Source organism: Micromonospora tarapacensis (assembly GCF_019697375.1).
GTDB lineage: Bacteria > Actinomycetota > Actinomycetes > Mycobacteriales > Micromonosporaceae > Micromonospora > Micromonospora tarapacensis.
On the sequence record NZ_JAHCDI010000004.1, the window covers coordinates 4,860,052 to 4,874,278 of the forward strand.

Below are 14,227 nucleotides of genomic sequence, written 5' to 3' on the forward strand. Positions count from 1 at the left end.
GGATCAGGCCGGCCAGCTGCCGTCGGCCAGGAAACGTTCGACCGTGGCCAGGTGCGGTGCCAGGTCGAGGGCCTGTCCCGCCACCCACTCGTCGGCGTAGTACGTGTCGGCGTACCGGTCGCCCGCGTCGCAGATCAGGGTGACCACCGAGCCGGTCCGCCCGGCGGCCAGCATCTCGGCGATCAGGCCGAAGGCACCCCACAGGTTGGTGCCGGTCGACCCGCCCACCCGCCGGCCCAGCACCGCCGAGGCGGCCCGCATGGCGGCCAGGGAGGCGGCGTCGGGCACCTGCATCATCCGGTCCACCACCGAGGGCAGGAACGACGCCTCGACGGTCGGCCGGCCGATCCCCTCGATGCGGGAGCCGCGCCCGGTGTCCACCAACCAGTCCGCCGCCTGCCAGGCGGGATAGAACGCGGAGTTCTCCGGGTCGACCACGCAGAGCTTGGTGGGCAGCCGCCGGTAGCGGGCGTACCGGCCGATGGTGGCGCTGGTGCCGCCGGTGCCCGCGCCGACCACGACCCAGGCCGGTACGGGGTGCCGCTCCAGGGCGAGCTGAGCGTAGATCGACTCGGCGATGTTGTTGTTGCCGCGCCAGTCGGTGGCCCGCTCCGCGTAGGTGAACTGATCCATGTAGTGCCCGCCGGAGTCCTCGGCGAGCCAGCGCGCCTCGATGACCACCTTCGCCGGGTCCTGGACCAGATGGCACCGCCCGCCCTGGAACTCGATCTGGGCGATCTTCTCGGGCGAGGTGGCGGCGGGCATCACCGCGATGAAGGGCAGCCCCAGCATCCGGGCGAAGTACGCCTCGGAGACCGCGGTGGAGCCCGACGACGCCTCGATGACCGTGGTGTCCGGCCCGATCCAGCCGTTGCAGAGCCCGTACAGGAACAGCGAGCGGGCCAGCCGGTGCTTCAGTGACCCGGTCGGATGAACCGACTCGTCCTTGAGGTAGAGGTCGATCCCCCACCCCCGGGGCAGCGGGAAGGGCAGCAGGTGGGTGTCGGCGGACCGGTTGGCGTCCGCCTCCACCGCCGCGATCGCCTCGGTCACCCACCGCCGGCTGGCCTCGTCGCACCGGTCGAGATGAGTCACGCCCGGAAACGTAGCAAGCCGGCCCGGCGGGCCGGGCGCCGCACCGGGATCAGGTCGGCGGCGAAGCCACCGACTGCGGCCGGTTCTCCCACTTGGTCGAGAGCGCGATGCCGGTGCGGGTGGAGGCGACCCCGGGTGTCCGGTTCAGCCGCACGATCAACTGCTCCAACTCGGCGATGGTGCCCACCCGGGCCTTGAGCAGGAACGACTCGACTCCCGCCATGAAGTAGCAGGACTCGATCTCGGGCATGACCCGGAACGCCTCCAGCACGTCGTCGGTGTCCGCGCCGGAGTCCTCCATGATGCCGATCAGGGCGGTCACCCCCAGCCCGATGGTCTCCGGCTCGACCTCTGCGCGGTACGCCCGGATGACGCCGCCGGACTCCAGCTTGCCGACCCGTTCGTGCACCGCCGGAGCGGAAAGTCCGACCTGACGGGCCAGCTCGGCGTACGACAGGCGGGCATTGTTCCGGAGCAGGTCCACGAGGTTGAGGTCGATGGCGTCCACGGACTGTAGACCCTAGCCGGCAGGGCGTGACAGCCGGACTCCGGCATCCGTTTGACCTGGCAGCGGGTGACAGTTCGCATACCCGGGGTTCGGAGGGCGCGACGCCGGTACCATTTACTAACTTCCCACTCAGTGCGTTTTTCGCGTTTGGCGGACAGGCCAGGTCGCTGGTGCTGTAATTGCCATACGTCCCTCATGACGGCTCTGGGCTCGCACCGGCCGGGGGCAGTGTGTTCAGCCGGGGGCTTCGTCGATGCGAGGAGGGGGCTGTGGACACTGGAGATCGCCTGCTGACACCGGGTGAAGTCGCCGCGCTGTTTCGGGTGGACCCGAAGACTGTGACGCGATGGGCGGCGGCGGGCCGGATCGGCAGCATCCGGACTCCAGGAGGGCATCGCCGGTTTCGGGAATCCGAGGTGCGGGCCCTGCTTGAAGGGGAGGGCATGCTGGACGAGGCGGACGAGATGGGTAGACCGCGCAACGCGGGCCCGACGGCCTCGACCGGTCCTGGCCCGGCAAACGCCGGCATGTACTGAGTGGTGCGGATCGGGACGCGGACCGGTTGTCAGGTTCGGTCCGCGTTCAACCTTCCGGCCCAGCGCTGGGACAGGGTGTGCGGCACGCCCAGGGCGTCGAGCACCTTGCCGGCCACGAAGTCGATGAGTTGCGCCGCGGAGGCGTTGGCTCCGGCACCGTAGAAGCCGGGACTGGCCGGCAGCACCACCGCTCCGGCATCGTGCAACGCGATCAGGTGTTCCAGGTGGCTGCGGGTCACCGGCGTCTCGCGGGGCACGACGACCACCCGGCGGCGTTCCTTGAGGTTCACCTCGGCGGCGCGCTGCAGGAGGTCCTTCGAGAGCCCGATGGCTATTCCGGCACAGGCCGCCGTGCTGGCCGGCACCACCGCCATACCGCGGACCGGATAGGAGCCGCTGCTCGGCCCGGCGGCCAGGTCACCGGCGGGCCAGTGCCGGACGTCCGCTTCGCCGAGGTCCCGCCCGAGCCAGGCCGCCAGGTCCTCCGCCCAGTGCGCGTCGCGGAACGGCCGCCCGGTCTCGTCGAGGACGGTCAGCCGGGCGGCCCGGGAGACGATCAGATCCACCGGTTCTCCCGCGTCGAGCAGCCCGCGTACGACCGCGATCGCGTACGGCGTGCCGGAGGCACCGGAGACGCCGACCACCCATGGTTCGCGCATTCCCTCAGCCTGCCTGGTCGTCGCCGGGGAGGATCGGGCACCCCGTCGAACCGTTACCCCACCGATGTCCGGCGGGAATGCGGTGACCACGGCGACCTGGCATGCTGCCGATGGCAGAGCGCCAGCGGGGGCGGACTGGGGAGGATCCGGGATGACCGACAAGATCATCCCCGCGCCGGCCACCCGCGTCGAGGACATCCTGCCGTCCCTTCGCGCCGCCTGCCCCGTCCCGCCCAGGCTCTCGCCCCACGCCGACCAGGTGCAGGGCTGGCTGGTGTCCTGGCTGCCACAGACCGGGTTGCCGTTGGACGCGCCGAGTCGCGAACGGCTCGGCCGGGCCGGCTTCGCCCGCTACGCGGGACGGCTCTACCCGGACGCCGCCGAGCCCGACCTGCGCGCGCTCGCCGCCCTGTTCACCTGGTTCTTCCTCGTCGACGACGCCTGCGACAAGCCCGGCCGGCTCGGGCTGCACGAGATCCGTGGCCTGCGCGACGGGGCGGTGGCCCTGTTGCGCGGCAATCCCCGGCAGCGGCAGGTGGGGCTGGGCGGCCCGCTGCGCCGGCTGCTGGTGCACGCGTGGCGCGAGCCGCGGCGCCGGATGCCCGCCCGCTGGCGGTTGCGCTTCGCCGACGCGGTCGCCCACCACCTCGACGGGACCTGGCAGGAGGCGGTCAACAAGGCCACCGGCCACACCCCCGGCGTCGACGAGTACGTCGGGCTGCGCCGGGCCACGTCGGCGGCTTACGTGTCGTACCCGCTTGTGGAATTCGTCACCGGCCGGCCACTGCCGGACCCGGTCTACCACCATCCATTCCTGGGCCGGATCCGCGACGTCGGCAACGACCTGCTCTCCTGGTACAACGACATCGCCTCGCTGGAGCGGGACGAGGTCACCTCCGGCGGGCACAACCTGGTGCTGGTGCTGGCCGCGGAGCGCCGGGTGCCGCTGCCCGCCGCCGTCGAGCTGGCGGCGGAGCGCTGGCACGAGTCGATGCGTCGGTTCGTCGCCCTGACTGCCACGGTGCCGTCGTTCGGCCCGGCGCTGGACGGTGCCGTCACCGCTCACCTCGACGGGGTGGCCCGGGCCGTGCGCGGCACCATCGACTGGACCCTGGAGAGCGCCCGCTACGCGGTGCCGGGCCGCGGCTGATCAGGGCCGCAGGCCGAGCCGGATCACCAGGTCGAGCAGGGCGAAGGCGAACAGCGCGATGCCGACGAAGCCGTTCGCGGTGAAGAACGCCCGGTTGACCCGGCTCAGGTCGCCCGGCGTGACCACCAGGTGCTGATAGCCGAAGGCGACCGCGGTCAGCGCCACCCCGATCCACCAGAGCCAGCCGAAGCCGACAAGCACGCCGAACCACAGGAACAGCCCGAAGGTCACCACGTGCGCGACCGTGGAGGCGTGCAGCGCGAAGCGCAGCCCGTAGCGGGCCGGCACGCTGTGTACGCCGATCTTCCGGTCCACCTCGGCGTCCTGGCAGGCGTAGATCAGGTCGAAGCCGCCGATCCACAGCCCGACCGCGGCACCGAGCAGCCAGGCCGGCCAGGAGCCGGCGAAGGTGCCGGTCACCGCGAGCCAGGCGCCGACCGGGCCGACCGCCTGGGCGGCGGCCAGGATGGCGTGCGGCCAGTTGGTGAACCGCTTGCCGTACGGGTAGACCACCAGCGGGACCACGGCCAGTGGGGCGAGCGCCAGGCAAAGCGGGTTGAGCAGGGCGGCGGCGGCGAGGAAGACCACCAGGGCGACGCCCGCGCCGGTCCAGGCCGTCCGCAGGCTCACCGCCCCGGTCACCAGCTCCCGATTTGCGGTACGCGGATTCCGCGCGTCGATCCGGCGATCCAGGATTCGGTTGGCGGCCATCGCGAACGTCCGCGCCCCGACCATCGCCACAGTGATCAGCAGCAGGTCGAGCCAGCGCACCCGCCCGCCGTTCACCTGCATCGCGGCCAGCGCCGACAGGTACGCGAACGGCAGCGCGAACACCGAGTGCTCGATCGCCACGAGATTGAGGAAGGACTTCACGCGCCCGGGGCGCTCGGTCGGCTGCACAGCGGCGGCGGTGGCCATCAGATGTCGTACTCCTTCCAGCGCTTGTCGACCAGGGAGACGACCTCGGGGGCCATGGTCATCTCCTCGGGCCAGCCCCGGTGGTAACCCTCCTCGGGAAGCTTGCGGGTGGCGTCGATGCCGGCCTTGCCACCCCAGAACTGCTGGTAGGACGAGTGATCCAGATGGTCCACCGGGCCCTCGGTGAGCAGCAGGTCCCGGGCGTAGTCGACGTTGCCGAACGCGCGGAAGGCGACCTCGCGGTAGTCGTGCACGTCGCAGTCCTCGTCCACGATCACGATCAGCTTGGTGAGCGACATCATGTGCGCGCCCCAGATCGCGTTCATCACTTTCTGGGCGTGCTTCGGGTAGCGCTTGCGGATCGACACGATCGCGCAGTTGTGGAAGACACCGGCGGCCGGCAGGTCGTAGTCGACGATGTCCGGAATCAGGAAACGCAGCAGCGGCGCGAAGATCCGCTCCGTGGCCTTGCCCAGACCGTGATCCTCCTGCGGCGGCTTCGAGGTGACGATCGAGTGGTAGACCGGGTCGCGTTGCATGGTCATCGCCTCGACGTGCAGCACCGGGAACGGTTCGACCGGGGTGTAGAAGCCGGTGTGGTCGCCGAACGGCCCCTCCGGCAGCCGCTCACCCGGCTCCAGGTAGCCCTCCAGCACCACCTGGGCGTGCGCCGGCACCTGCAACGGCACGGTCAGGCAGTCGACCATCTCCACCCGCTCGCCGCGCAGGAAGCCGGCGAACAGGTACTCGTCGATGTCGGCCGGCAGCGGCGCACTCGACGCGTAACTGACCACCGGGTCGCAGCCGATGGCGATGGCGACCGGCAGCCGCTGGCCGAGCTGTTCGGCGACGGCGTGGTGCGCGGTGGAGTTCTTGTGGATCTGCCAGTGCATGCCGAGGGTGTTGTGGCTGTGCTGCTGGAGCCGGTAGAGGCCCAGGTTCCGCTTGCCGGTCTCCGGGTGCTTGGTGTGGGTCAGCCCGAAGTTGTGGAAGATCCCCCCGTCGCCGGGCCACACCTGGAGCCCGGGCAGCCGGTTGAGGTCGACGTCGTCACCCCGGTAGACCACCTGCTGGCAGGGGGCGGTCTTGACCTTCTTGGGCGGCATCGACTTGAGCTGCATGACCTTGCCGAGGCCGCCCATCATGCCGGAGAAGCCCACCGGCAACTCCGGCTTGAGCATCTCGCCGATCCGGTTGCCGATCTCGTCCAGCGACTCGACGCCGAGCGCCATCGCGGTGCGCTTCTCGGTGCCGAACAGGTTGATCGCCACCGGCATCTCACCCCGGGTGGGTTGCTCGAACAGCAGCGCCGGCCCGTCGGCCCGCACCGTCCGGGTGACGATCTCGCTGATCTCCAGGGTCGGGTCGACCGGGACGCCGACGCGCCGCAGTTCGCCCGCGCGCTCCAGCGCCGCGAGGAAGTCCTTGAGATCGGTGTACGGGAAGCCACGAGCCGCCATGCCCGCAAGTCTCCCGCACCGCCCGACCGGGCTGCCAAGCGCGGGCGGACTTTCGGTCGGGGATCACCTCTCACGGGGGCGTCGGGTGTCGCACCCAGATCCAAGCTCATCACTCCCGACCGGCCCGGCGCGCAGGGCGCCGGTGTGCCGTCGGGTCTCGGGTCCGGTCGGGGCGAGCCTCGCCTGGGCTGGGTCCGAGCCTGTCGAGCTGAGAGCGCGAACGGATCGCAGGGACACCGCCATCCGGCAGATCCTGCGATGCTTGCCCCGCCCAGCCGGGCGCACCCCCGCGCGCCGCTCCTACCCGAGCAGAACGACGACTCCGAGGAGTGACACGATGGACCAGGGCAGGACGAACCTCTCCCGGTACGCCCGGCCGGGCCGGCTGACCTCCGCCGGATCGTTCACCCCGCTGCTCGAAGCCGTGCCGTCGGACCCGGCGGGGATCGTCCGGACGATCCAGGGGTTGCTGATCCACGAGCACGTCGCCGGCGCGTACGGGGTCAGCCTGACCGACGCCGATCGGCAGACCGTGCACCTGCGGCCCGCCGACGAGATCCTCGCCCGCATCGCCGGTGGGCCGGATGACCTGCCGCTGACCACCTCCCGTGCCCCCGAGCAACGGGTGGCCGGTAACTGCCGGCACTACTCGCTGCTGCTGGTCACGGCGCTGCGGGCCCGGGGCGTGGCGGCTCGTGCCCGCTGTGGCTTCGGCGACTATTTCGTCGACGGCTGGTACGAGGACCACTGGGTAGCGGAGTACTGGCATCCCGAGCAACTGCGCTGGGTCATGGTCGACGCCCAGCTCGACGGGCGCCAGCGTGAGCTGTTCGGCATCGACTTCGACGTCATGGACGTGCCGCGAGGCCGGTTCCTGGTGGCCGGTGAGGCCTGGGCCCGCTGCCGGGCCGGCGAGGCTGACCCGGACACCTTCGGGCTGCGCGTGATCAACGAAGGCGGTTGGTGGTGGATCGCCGGCAACCTGATGCGCGACGCCGCCGCCCTGCACGCGGTGGAACTGCTGCCGTGGGACGTCTGGGGCGCGATGCCCGTCCCCTTCGAGAAGATCGACGATGAGCGGATGACCCTCTTCGACGAACTGGCCCGACTCACCCGCGCGCCCGACGAGCACGCGGAAGAGCTGCGCCTGCTGTACGCCGACGAGCGGCTGCTGGTCCCCGCCACCGTCCGCAACGAACTGCGCGACCGCGACGAACCGGTGTGAGGACCAGTCCCGCCACCGTCAGGCAGCCGGCTGCCAGGCGTACGCAGCCAAGGGCGGGTCGATCGGCGCTCGGGTGAGTCGGTTGGCGAATGTGGAGAGGGTGTAGGTACCGACGCCGAGCACCACGTCCAGAGCGTGCCGGGGCTGGTAGCCGGCGGCCAGGAAGGCGGACAACTCCTCGTCGGGCACCGCACCCCGATTGTCGAGCACGGCCAGGGTGAAGCGCCGCAACGTCTCCAGCCGCTCGTCGGGCAGATTCGTGCCGGCGCGCAGCGCGTCGATCAGCTCGGCGGCAGCGCCGTGCCGGACGAGAGTGGCGGTGTGCATGGCGACGCAGAGGTGGCATTCGTTTCGGCGGGCGATCGTGAGCACCACGACCTCCCGCTGGATCGGGTCCAGTCCACAGCTCTCGAAGCTGGCGTTGGCGGTCAGGAAGCCCTTGAGCAGTTCAGGAGACTCGGCCATCAGGCCGACCGCGCCGGGCAGGTAGCCGATCTTGCGGTGTACGCCGGTCATGGTGGCGCGGATGGCCTCCGGCGCGGTGTCGATGGTGTGGGTGGTGAAGACGTGCGTGGACATGGCAGCACCCCTTGGCGTACGTTAGTCAACGTGGTTGACCAAACCGTAAACCAGGTTGTCGAAATTGCCAACACCTGATCCGCAGCGCCCCGGCTTCGTACTGCCACTGCTGCTGCTTGCCGGCTTCCGGACGCTCATCGACGACCTGCACGCCGAGTTGGCCCGACAGGGCCACGCGGAGCTGCGCCCACTGCACGGCTTCGTGCTCCAGGCCGTCGGCGCCGACGGCACCACCGCCTCCGAGCTGGGCAACCGGCTTGGCGTCTCCAAGCAGGCCGCCGGCAAGACCGTCGACCGGCTGGTCGCCCTCGGCTACCTGGAACGCGCCGACGACCCCCGCGACGCCCGCCGCAAGCGGGTCCGACTGACCCCGTACGGGCTCGACGGGCTAGGCCGGTCGGCCGTCATCTTCGACGAGCTGCGACAGCGCTGGACGGAAACGCTCGGTGCGGACCGGGTGGCAGCCATCGAGGACGACCTGCGCACCGTCACCCCGGCCAACTGGTTCCGGCTCGACATCCCCGGCTGGTTCACCGGCTGACCGGGAGCGCCTCCAGGAACGCCCGCCAGGCCGCCGGGCCGAAGACCAGCACCGCGCCGTCGCGGTCCTTGCTGTCCCGGACCGCGACCAGGCCGGGCAGGTTGTCGGCCACCTCGACGCAGTTGCCGCCGTTGGTGCTGCTCCGGGTGCTGGTCCGCCACCGGGCGGCCGGTCAACTCCGCCACCTCCGTCAACAACTCGATCGACTGCCAGGACGGCAACGCCTCGCCCTGGATCGCCTCCCAGGAGGCCCGGATCGCCAGCACATCCTCGGTCGGCCACTGCACCAGCCTCGACAGGCGACCACGATCACGCTCGACCTGCGCCCACGCTACCGCCTACCCGAGGTGATCCGCCGAGCCGACTTCCTCTCCCGCGAGCCCCTCCGCTGACCGCCGGCACTCATGATTTCGAGTGATTCTTGGACAGTTCCCGTCAGCGAATAACGGAAACTGTCCAAGATCTCGACGCACCTTGGGGGAATCTCACCAGCCGTGGACCGGGACGCCGGGCGACGACAGTATTGAGGGCATGTCGGATGCGTACGTCGTCGGCCAACCGGACGGGCTGTCGCCGCTACAGGTCGAGCTGCGCGACGCCATCGCCCGTGAGTTGCACGCACAGCTCGGGTTGCGGTCCGAGCGGATCGAGCTGGCCGATGTGCCGGAGGTCGCCTACCAGGTTGCCCTCCGGGTCAGCGAGACGCTGCGGCGGCACCGGCCGCTGTCGGCCCGGCCTCGGAGCTGAGGTCGACACCTTCCCGGAGATCGCGTTGCGGGTCAGAGGCCGCCGTAGGAGTGCAGGCCCTCGAAGAAGATGTTCACGCCGAAGAGGTTCATCAGCACCGTCAGGAAGCCGAGGATGGCCAGCCAGGTGGCCACGTTCCGCTTCACGCTCGGTGTGGCCCGGGCGTGCAGGTAGCCCGCGTACACCACCCAGGAGATGAACGCCCAGGTCTCCTTCGGGTCCCAGCCCCACGGCCGGCCCCAGGCCGCCTCGGCCCAGATCGCCCCGGCGATCACCGCGAAGGTGAAGATCGGGAACGAGAAGGCGTGCAGCACGAAGGTGAGTCGCTCCAGGCCGGCCGCCGCGGGCAGCCGCTTCGCCAGGGTGTACGGGAAGCTGCGCTTGCCACTCTCGTACCCGGCCCGCATCAGGTACGCCGCCGCCGGGATCACGCCCAGCAGGAACAGACCCGAGGCGAAGACGATTGTCGACACGTGCACGATGAACCAGTACGAGTTGAGCGCCGGCACCAGCGGCACGATCGGGGTGTAGAGCACCAGCTCGGCGGTGGCCACCAGCAGCACCATCACCAGCGTCAGGAACAGCCCGAGGCGGCGCAGGAACGGCCACTTCACCAGCACCACCAGCCAGGCGGCGACCCCGATGAACGAGACCGTGAGCACGAACTCGTACATGTTGCCCCAGGGCATCCGGTCCGCCGCGAGGCCGCGGGTAACCAGGCCGGCCAGGTGCAGCGCCGCGCCCAGGACGGTCAGTCCGACCGCGACCCGCCCGGCCAGCCCGGCCCGCCGCGCGATGCGCTCGGCCCGGTCGGGTACGGCGATCGCCGCACCGCCGCCCGCCGCACCGCCGCCCGCCAGCGCACCACTCCCCGCAGCCAGGCCGCCGCCGGCCGACACGCCGCCCGGGGCGGCAGCGGCGCCGACCAGTTCGCGCGTGGGTGCCGCGACGGCCCGAGCGCGCCCGTTGCCGAGGGCGTACTCGACCGCATGGCTGATCATCGCCAACAGGTACACCAGGGTGGCGATCGACACCACCTGGTCGGAGAGTGCGGACATCACTGGGCTCCTTCCCGCGCTCCGGCCGGCGTGCCCGGGTCGGTGCCGGCGTCGCCGGACCGACCGGCGTCACCGATCGCGGCAACCAGCTGGGCGAACTCGGCGACGAACCCGGGATGCTCGGTACGCGGCAGGCCAGCCACCTCGACCAAACTACTACCGCCCGTCGGAGATCCACTGCCGGGGGCACCGGAACGCGCCGGCAGCACCCGGGCGAAGACCCGTCGACGCCGGACGAACAGCGAGCCCATCAGCCCCAGCACCAGCCCGATCGAGCTGACCAGCAGCAGCGTGGTGCCCGGGTCGTGGCGTACGGACAGGGTGATGAACGGGCGGGTGCCCAGGAACTCGACCTTGGTGCCGTCGTCCAGCGTCCAGCTCTCGCCCATCCGCAGCTGCTTCGCGCCGATCTCGGTGAGCCGGCCATTGCTCACCTGACGCTGGTCGAGCTGGTAGACCGAGCCGGGGATGCCGGCGTCCAGGCCCAGGTTGCCCCGGTAGGCCACCAGGCCGAGCAGCGGGTTCTCCTCGGTCGGGTGTTCCGAGCGGACGAACGGCGGCTCCTGCGGCGCGGTCGGCAGGTACAGGCCGGAGAAGGCGACCTGGAGGTCCGGGTTCCGCTCGCCGGTGTCCGGGTCGACGTTGGCGTCCGGGAAGGCGGCCAGCCCCTCGCTGGTCAGCCCGACGTCGCCGGTGCCGATGAACGGCACCGCGCTGGTCTGGCTGCGGCCGAACCGGTCGGTGTAGCGGATCACCGGCGCGTACCCGTGCCCGAGCAGGTAGACGTTCGCACCGTCCAGGCGCAGCGGCGAGTTGACCGAGAACTCGGCCGGCCGCGCCGGGCCACCGCCGGAGTCGACGCTCACCCTCGCGTTGTAGGACACCGGCTGGCCGGTCGGCAGGAACCGGGCCTCGAAGTCGTCCAGTTGCAGGCAGAAGCGAGGCAGGTTGTCGTCCACGCGCGGCCCCAGCTTCGCCTCGGCGTACTGCTGGCGGGTGTTGCAGAAGACCTGGTCCGCGCCGGCGACGAGCAACCGGTTGCCGTGCCAGCCGTACCAGGAGCCGAGCGCGACGCCGACCAGCACCAGCATCATCGAGGTGTGGAAGATCAGGTTGCCGGTCTCCTTGAGGTAGCCCTTCTCGGCGGAGACCTCGTCACCCCGCACCACCACCCGCCACCGCCGCCGACGCAGCGCCTCGGCGACCGCGGCGGCGCCGCCGGCCGGCGCGGGCACCACCGCGTGCTGCGGTAACCGCTCCAGCCGTCTCGGCACGCCGGGCGGCCTGGCGCGCAGCGCCCGGACATGGTCGCGCAGCCGGGGGGTGAGGCATCCGATCAGCGAGGTGAACAGCAGCAGGTAGATCGCGGAGAACCAGACCGAGCTGAACGCCTCGAACGCGCCCGCCCGGTCGAGCAGCGGGGCCAGGTCGGGGTGGGCGGTGAAGAAGTCGCGCACGTCTTCCGGGTTGACGCCGCGCTGCGGCAGCACCGAGCCGGGGATCGCCGCGACCGCGAGCAGGAACAGCAGCACCAGCGCGGTACGCATGCTGGTGAGCTGCCGCCACGAGTTGCGCAACAGGGCGAGCACCGGGTTGGGGCGGCGCCGAGGTGCCGCGGCCGGCGCGGTCGGCCGGTCGTCCACGGCGGTCATCAGATGCTCACCTCGCCGGTCCCGACGGTGGTCTGCAACCAGATCACCACGTTGGTCCAGCCGCCGGTGACCAGTGCCACGCCGATCAGGATCAGCAGCACCCCGCCAACCCGGGTGACCCAACGGCTGTTGCGCCGCACGGCCTGGAAGACGCCGAGCAGGCGCTCGAAGCCGAGCCCGAAGACGATGAAGGGAATGCCCAGCCCGAGGCAGTACGCCACGGCGAGCACCACCGCCCGGTCGGTCTGGCCGCTGGTGGTGGCCATGCCGAGCACCGCCGCCAGGGTGGGCCCGGTGCACGGCACCCAGCTCAGCGCGAACACCGCGCCGAGCACCGGCGCGCCGAGCAGGCCGGCGGCGGGCAGCCGGTTGATCCGGAACTCACGCTGGAAGCCGGGCAGCACCCCGAGGTAGCCCAGCCCGAGGACGACGACGAGCCCGCCGACGACGATCTCCAACGCCCGCTCGTAGTCGAAGAAGACCCGGCCGATGCTGCTGAACAGGATCGCGGTGGCGGTGAAGACGACGGTGAAGCCGGCGATGAAGAGCAGCGTCCCGGCGAGCACCCGACCCTTCACCGCCGGGCTGACCCGGGTGCCCTGCCGCGTGGCGGTGCCGACGCCAGCACCGGAACCACCCGCGCCGGCCACCGGGTCGACGGCGCCGGCCGCCACCGGAGGCGCGATCCGTCCGCCCCGGCCTTCGAGGTCGGCGCCGGCGAGGCCGGTGACGTACGAGAGGTAGCCCGGCATCAGCGGCAGCACGCACGGCGACAAGAAGCTGACCAGGCCGGCCAGGGCCGCCGCGCCCAACGCCAGCAGCAGCGGACCGGACTCGGCGAGGCGGCCGAAGGTCTCGCCCATCAGCGCTGGCCGGCCGGCGCGGGCGACTCCGCGACGATCCGCTCGACGATCGGTCGCAGGCCGTCCTGGGTGACCGCGGCCCGGATCACGGTGGCGATCCGGCCTTCCCGGTCGAGCACGACGGTGGCCGGGATGGTGTTCGGGGGAATCTCCATGGCGAGGGCCAACCGGCTGCCCGGGTCGAAGATGCTCGGGTAGCTGACCCGGCCCTCCTCGAAGGCGATGGCCTTGTCCCGGCTGTCCTGCACGTTGATGCCGAGGAAGGTGACGCCGGAGTCCCTGGTCGCCTGGTAGGTGTCCTCCAGGTCGTCGGCCTCGGCGCGGCACGGCGCGCACCAGGAGCCCCAGAAGTTGACCACGACGACCTGGCCACGCTGTTCCGCCACGTCGTACGATCCGCCGCCGAGCAACTCCCCGACGATCCTGGGAGCGGCGGACCGCTGCTCCGGTGCGCACTCGACGATGCCGCCGGCGCTGGCGCACTCCGGCTCCCGGCCGTCGGATGTGCAGGCGACCAGGGCCACCGTGGCGGTCACGGCGACGAGCAGACCGGCGGCCGGCCTCCGGGGGCCCACGTCAGGCTCCCTTGGCCGTCCGCGCGGTCGGCGACATCGCCACCAGGTGCGCGGCCGGTTCGGAGTAGCCGATGCCGACGACCTTGGCGCCGTCGAAGTGGAACGTGGTGAGCGAGGCCAACGAGCACTGGCGGCGACGCGGGTCGTGCCAGAGCCGCTTGCGCTCGACGTGTCGACGCAGCGTCCAGATCGGCAGTTGGTGCGAGACCAGGACGGCCTCACGGCCCTCGGCGGCGATCCGGGCGGCGTGCAGTGCGGCGAACATCCGCTCGGCGATCATCCGGTACGCCTCCCCCCAGGAGGGGGTGACCGGGTCGCGGAGCACCCACCAGTTGCGCGGATCGCGGAAGGAACCGTCACCGGGCGAGACCTTCTTGCCCTCGAACCAGTTGGCGCTCTCGATCAGCCGTTCGTCCACCCCGACCGGCAGTCCGAACTGGGCGGCGATCGGCTCCGCCGTCTGCTGGGCGCGTTCGAGCGGGCTGGCCACCACGTGGACGACCTCGCGTTCGGCGAGCCCCTGCGCGGCGGCCTTGGCCATCTGGACACCCAGTTCGCTGAGGCGGAACCCGGGCAGCCGGCCGTAGAGGATGCCGCCCGGGTTGTACACCTCACCGTGCCGAAGCACGTGGACCACCGTCTTGCTCACCGCTGTGTCCCC

The 14,227-nt window shown here is 71.3% G+C and carries 16 protein-coding genes and 1 pseudogene; 5 read left to right on the forward strand and 12 right to left on the reverse strand.

Going from position 1 to position 14,227, the window contains the following annotated elements; translation table 11 throughout:
• Positions 1-3 precede the first annotated feature (3 nt).
• Together cds1 and KIF24_RS28245 are read right to left on the reverse strand one after the other, a co-directional pair.
• On the reverse strand, positions 4-1,095 hold the full coding sequence (gene cds1 / locus KIF24_RS28240; protein ID WP_221086608.1) for an L-cysteine desulfhydrase Cds1: 1,092 nt from the start codon (positions 1,093-1,095) through the stop codon (positions 4-6).
• 49 nt (positions 1,096-1,144) lie between these two features.
• Positions 1,145-1,603: an Lrp/AsnC family transcriptional regulator gene (locus KIF24_RS28245; protein WP_221086609.1), complete on the reverse strand. Its 459-nt coding sequence runs from the start codon at positions 1,601-1,603 to the stop codon at positions 1,145-1,147.
• A 269-nt stretch (positions 1,604-1,872) separates the two neighbouring features.
• Between KIF24_RS28245 and KIF24_RS28250 the strand changes: the two genes are divergently transcribed.
• The gene (locus tag KIF24_RS28250; RefSeq protein ID WP_221086610.1) at positions 1,873-2,139 is read left to right on the forward strand and encodes a BldC family transcriptional regulator; all 267 of its coding nucleotides are present in this window, start codon (positions 1,873-1,875) and stop codon (positions 2,137-2,139) included.
• A gap of 29 nt (positions 2,140-2,168) precedes the next feature.
• Here KIF24_RS28250 and KIF24_RS28255 read toward each other — a convergent pair whose 3' ends face one another.
• Positions 2,169-2,798: a UbiX family flavin prenyltransferase gene (locus KIF24_RS28255; protein ID WP_221086611.1), complete on the reverse strand. Its 630-nt coding sequence runs from the start codon at positions 2,796-2,798 to the stop codon at positions 2,169-2,171.
• Positions 2,799-2,949: 151 nt separating this feature from the next.
• Here KIF24_RS28255 and KIF24_RS28260 point away from each other — a divergent pair, with 151 nt between their 5' ends.
• The gene (locus tag KIF24_RS28260) at positions 2,950-3,948 is read left to right on the forward strand and encodes a terpene synthase family protein (protein ID WP_221086612.1); all 999 of its coding nucleotides are present in this window, start codon (positions 2,950-2,952) and stop codon (positions 3,946-3,948) included.
• Here the strand turns inward: KIF24_RS28260 and mqnP are convergent, their stop codons facing one another.
• On the reverse strand, positions 3,949-4,866 hold the full coding sequence (gene mqnP, locus KIF24_RS28265) for a menaquinone biosynthesis prenyltransferase MqnP (protein ID WP_221086613.1): 918 nt from the start codon (positions 4,864-4,866) through the stop codon (positions 3,949-3,951).
• Positions 4,866-6,326: a menaquinone biosynthesis decarboxylase gene (locus tag KIF24_RS28270; protein WP_221086614.1), complete on the reverse strand. Its 1,461-nt coding sequence runs from the start codon at positions 6,324-6,326 to the stop codon at positions 4,866-4,868. Before KIF24_RS28270 ends, mqnP begins: the two co-directional genes overlap by 1 nt.
• Positions 6,327-6,663: 337 nt before the next feature.
• Here KIF24_RS28270 and KIF24_RS28275 point away from each other — a divergent pair, with 337 nt between their 5' ends.
• Positions 6,664-7,551: a transglutaminase domain-containing protein gene (locus KIF24_RS28275; RefSeq protein WP_221086615.1), complete on the forward strand. Its 888-nt coding sequence runs from the start codon at positions 6,664-6,666 to the stop codon at positions 7,549-7,551.
• Between the two features lie 18 nt (positions 7,552-7,569).
• On the opposite strand, the gene KIF24_RS28280 is transcribed toward KIF24_RS28275, so the two are convergent.
• On the reverse strand, positions 7,570-8,130 hold the full coding sequence (locus tag KIF24_RS28280) for a carboxymuconolactone decarboxylase family protein (RefSeq protein WP_221086616.1): 561 nt from the start codon (positions 8,128-8,130) through the stop codon (positions 7,570-7,572).
• Between the two features lie 64 nt (positions 8,131-8,194).
• On the opposite strand from KIF24_RS28280, the gene KIF24_RS28285 reads away from it, so the two are divergent.
• Positions 8,195-8,671: a MarR family winged helix-turn-helix transcriptional regulator gene (locus KIF24_RS28285; protein ID WP_221086617.1), complete on the forward strand. Its 477-nt coding sequence runs from the start codon at positions 8,195-8,197 to the stop codon at positions 8,669-8,671.
• Here the strand turns inward: KIF24_RS28285 and KIF24_RS28290 are convergent.
• Positions 8,661-8,837, reverse strand: a pseudogene (locus KIF24_RS28290) (DUF397 domain-containing protein); the annotation flags it as partial. The gene KIF24_RS28285 and the pseudogene KIF24_RS28290 sit on opposite strands and share 11 nt — an antisense overlap.
• Positions 8,838-9,202: 365 nt before the next feature.
• Between KIF24_RS28290 and KIF24_RS28295 the strand changes: the two are divergent.
• Complete coding sequence (locus KIF24_RS28295; RefSeq protein ID WP_221086618.1) at positions 9,203-9,418, forward strand: hypothetical protein; 216 nt, start codon at positions 9,203-9,205, stop codon at positions 9,416-9,418.
• Positions 9,419-9,450: 32 nt separating this feature from the next.
• Here the strand turns inward: KIF24_RS28295 and ccsB are convergent, their stop codons facing one another.
• Genes ccsB through KIF24_RS28320 form a run of 5 tightly spaced genes read right to left on the reverse strand, consistent with a single transcriptional unit; the run spans position 9,451 to position 14,215 of the window.
• Complete coding sequence (gene ccsB / locus KIF24_RS28300; protein WP_221086619.1) at positions 9,451-10,476, reverse strand: c-type cytochrome biogenesis protein CcsB; 1,026 nt, start codon at positions 10,474-10,476, stop codon at positions 9,451-9,453.
• On the reverse strand, positions 10,476-12,128 hold the full coding sequence (locus tag KIF24_RS28305; protein WP_221086620.1) for a cytochrome c biogenesis protein ResB: 1,653 nt from the start codon (positions 12,126-12,128) through the stop codon (positions 10,476-10,478). Before KIF24_RS28305 ends, ccsB begins: the two co-directional genes overlap by 1 nt.
• Complete coding sequence (locus tag KIF24_RS28310) at positions 12,128-12,991, reverse strand: cytochrome c biogenesis CcdA family protein (protein WP_221086621.1); 864 nt, start codon at positions 12,989-12,991, stop codon at positions 12,128-12,130. Before KIF24_RS28310 ends, KIF24_RS28305 begins: the two co-directional genes overlap by 1 nt.
• Positions 12,991-13,566: a TlpA family protein disulfide reductase gene (locus KIF24_RS28315; RefSeq protein WP_221086622.1), complete on the reverse strand. Its 576-nt coding sequence runs from the start codon at positions 13,564-13,566 to the stop codon at positions 12,991-12,993. The genes KIF24_RS28310 and KIF24_RS28315 overlap by 1 nt, the downstream gene beginning before the upstream one ends.
• Before the next feature lies 1 nt (position 13,567).
• The gene (locus KIF24_RS28320; RefSeq protein ID WP_221086623.1) at positions 13,568-14,215 is read right to left on the reverse strand and encodes a histidine phosphatase family protein; all 648 of its coding nucleotides are present in this window, start codon (positions 14,213-14,215) and stop codon (positions 13,568-13,570) included.
• Positions 14,216-14,227 lie beyond the last annotated feature (12 nt).

Bases quoted from the DNA above. Each gene is read 5' to 3' on its own strand.
- KIF24_RS28255 (WP_221086611.1), bottom strand. From the start codon at position 2,798: ATGCGCGAACCATGGGTGGTCGGCGTCTCCGGTGCCTCCGGCACGCCG.
- KIF24_RS28260 (WP_221086612.1), top strand. From the start codon at position 2,950: ATGACCGACAAGATCATCCCCGCGCCGGCCACCCGCGTCGAGGACATC.
- mqnP (WP_221086613.1), bottom strand. From the start codon at position 4,866: ATGGCCACCGCCGCCGCTGTGCAGCCGACCGAGCGCCCCGGGCGCGTG.
- KIF24_RS28270 (WP_221086614.1), bottom strand. From the start codon at position 6,326: ATGGCGGCTCGTGGCTTCCCGTACACCGATCTCAAGGACTTCCTCGCG.
- KIF24_RS28275 (WP_221086615.1), top strand. From the start codon at position 6,664: ATGGACCAGGGCAGGACGAACCTCTCCCGGTACGCCCGGCCGGGCCGG.
- KIF24_RS28280 (WP_221086616.1), bottom strand. From the start codon at position 8,130: ATGTCCACGCACGTCTTCACCACCCACACCATCGACACCGCGCCGGAG.
- KIF24_RS28295 (WP_221086618.1), top strand. From the start codon at position 9,203: ATGTCGGATGCGTACGTCGTCGGCCAACCGGACGGGCTGTCGCCGCTA.
- ccsB (WP_221086619.1), bottom strand. From the start codon at position 10,476: ATGTCCGCACTCTCCGACCAGGTGGTGTCGATCGCCACCCTGGTGTAC.
- KIF24_RS28305 (WP_221086620.1), bottom strand. From the start codon at position 12,128: ATGACCGCCGTGGACGACCGGCCGACCGCGCCGGCCGCGGCACCTCGG.
- KIF24_RS28310 (WP_221086621.1), bottom strand. From the start codon at position 12,991: ATGGGCGAGACCTTCGGCCGCCTCGCCGAGTCCGGTCCGCTGCTGCTG.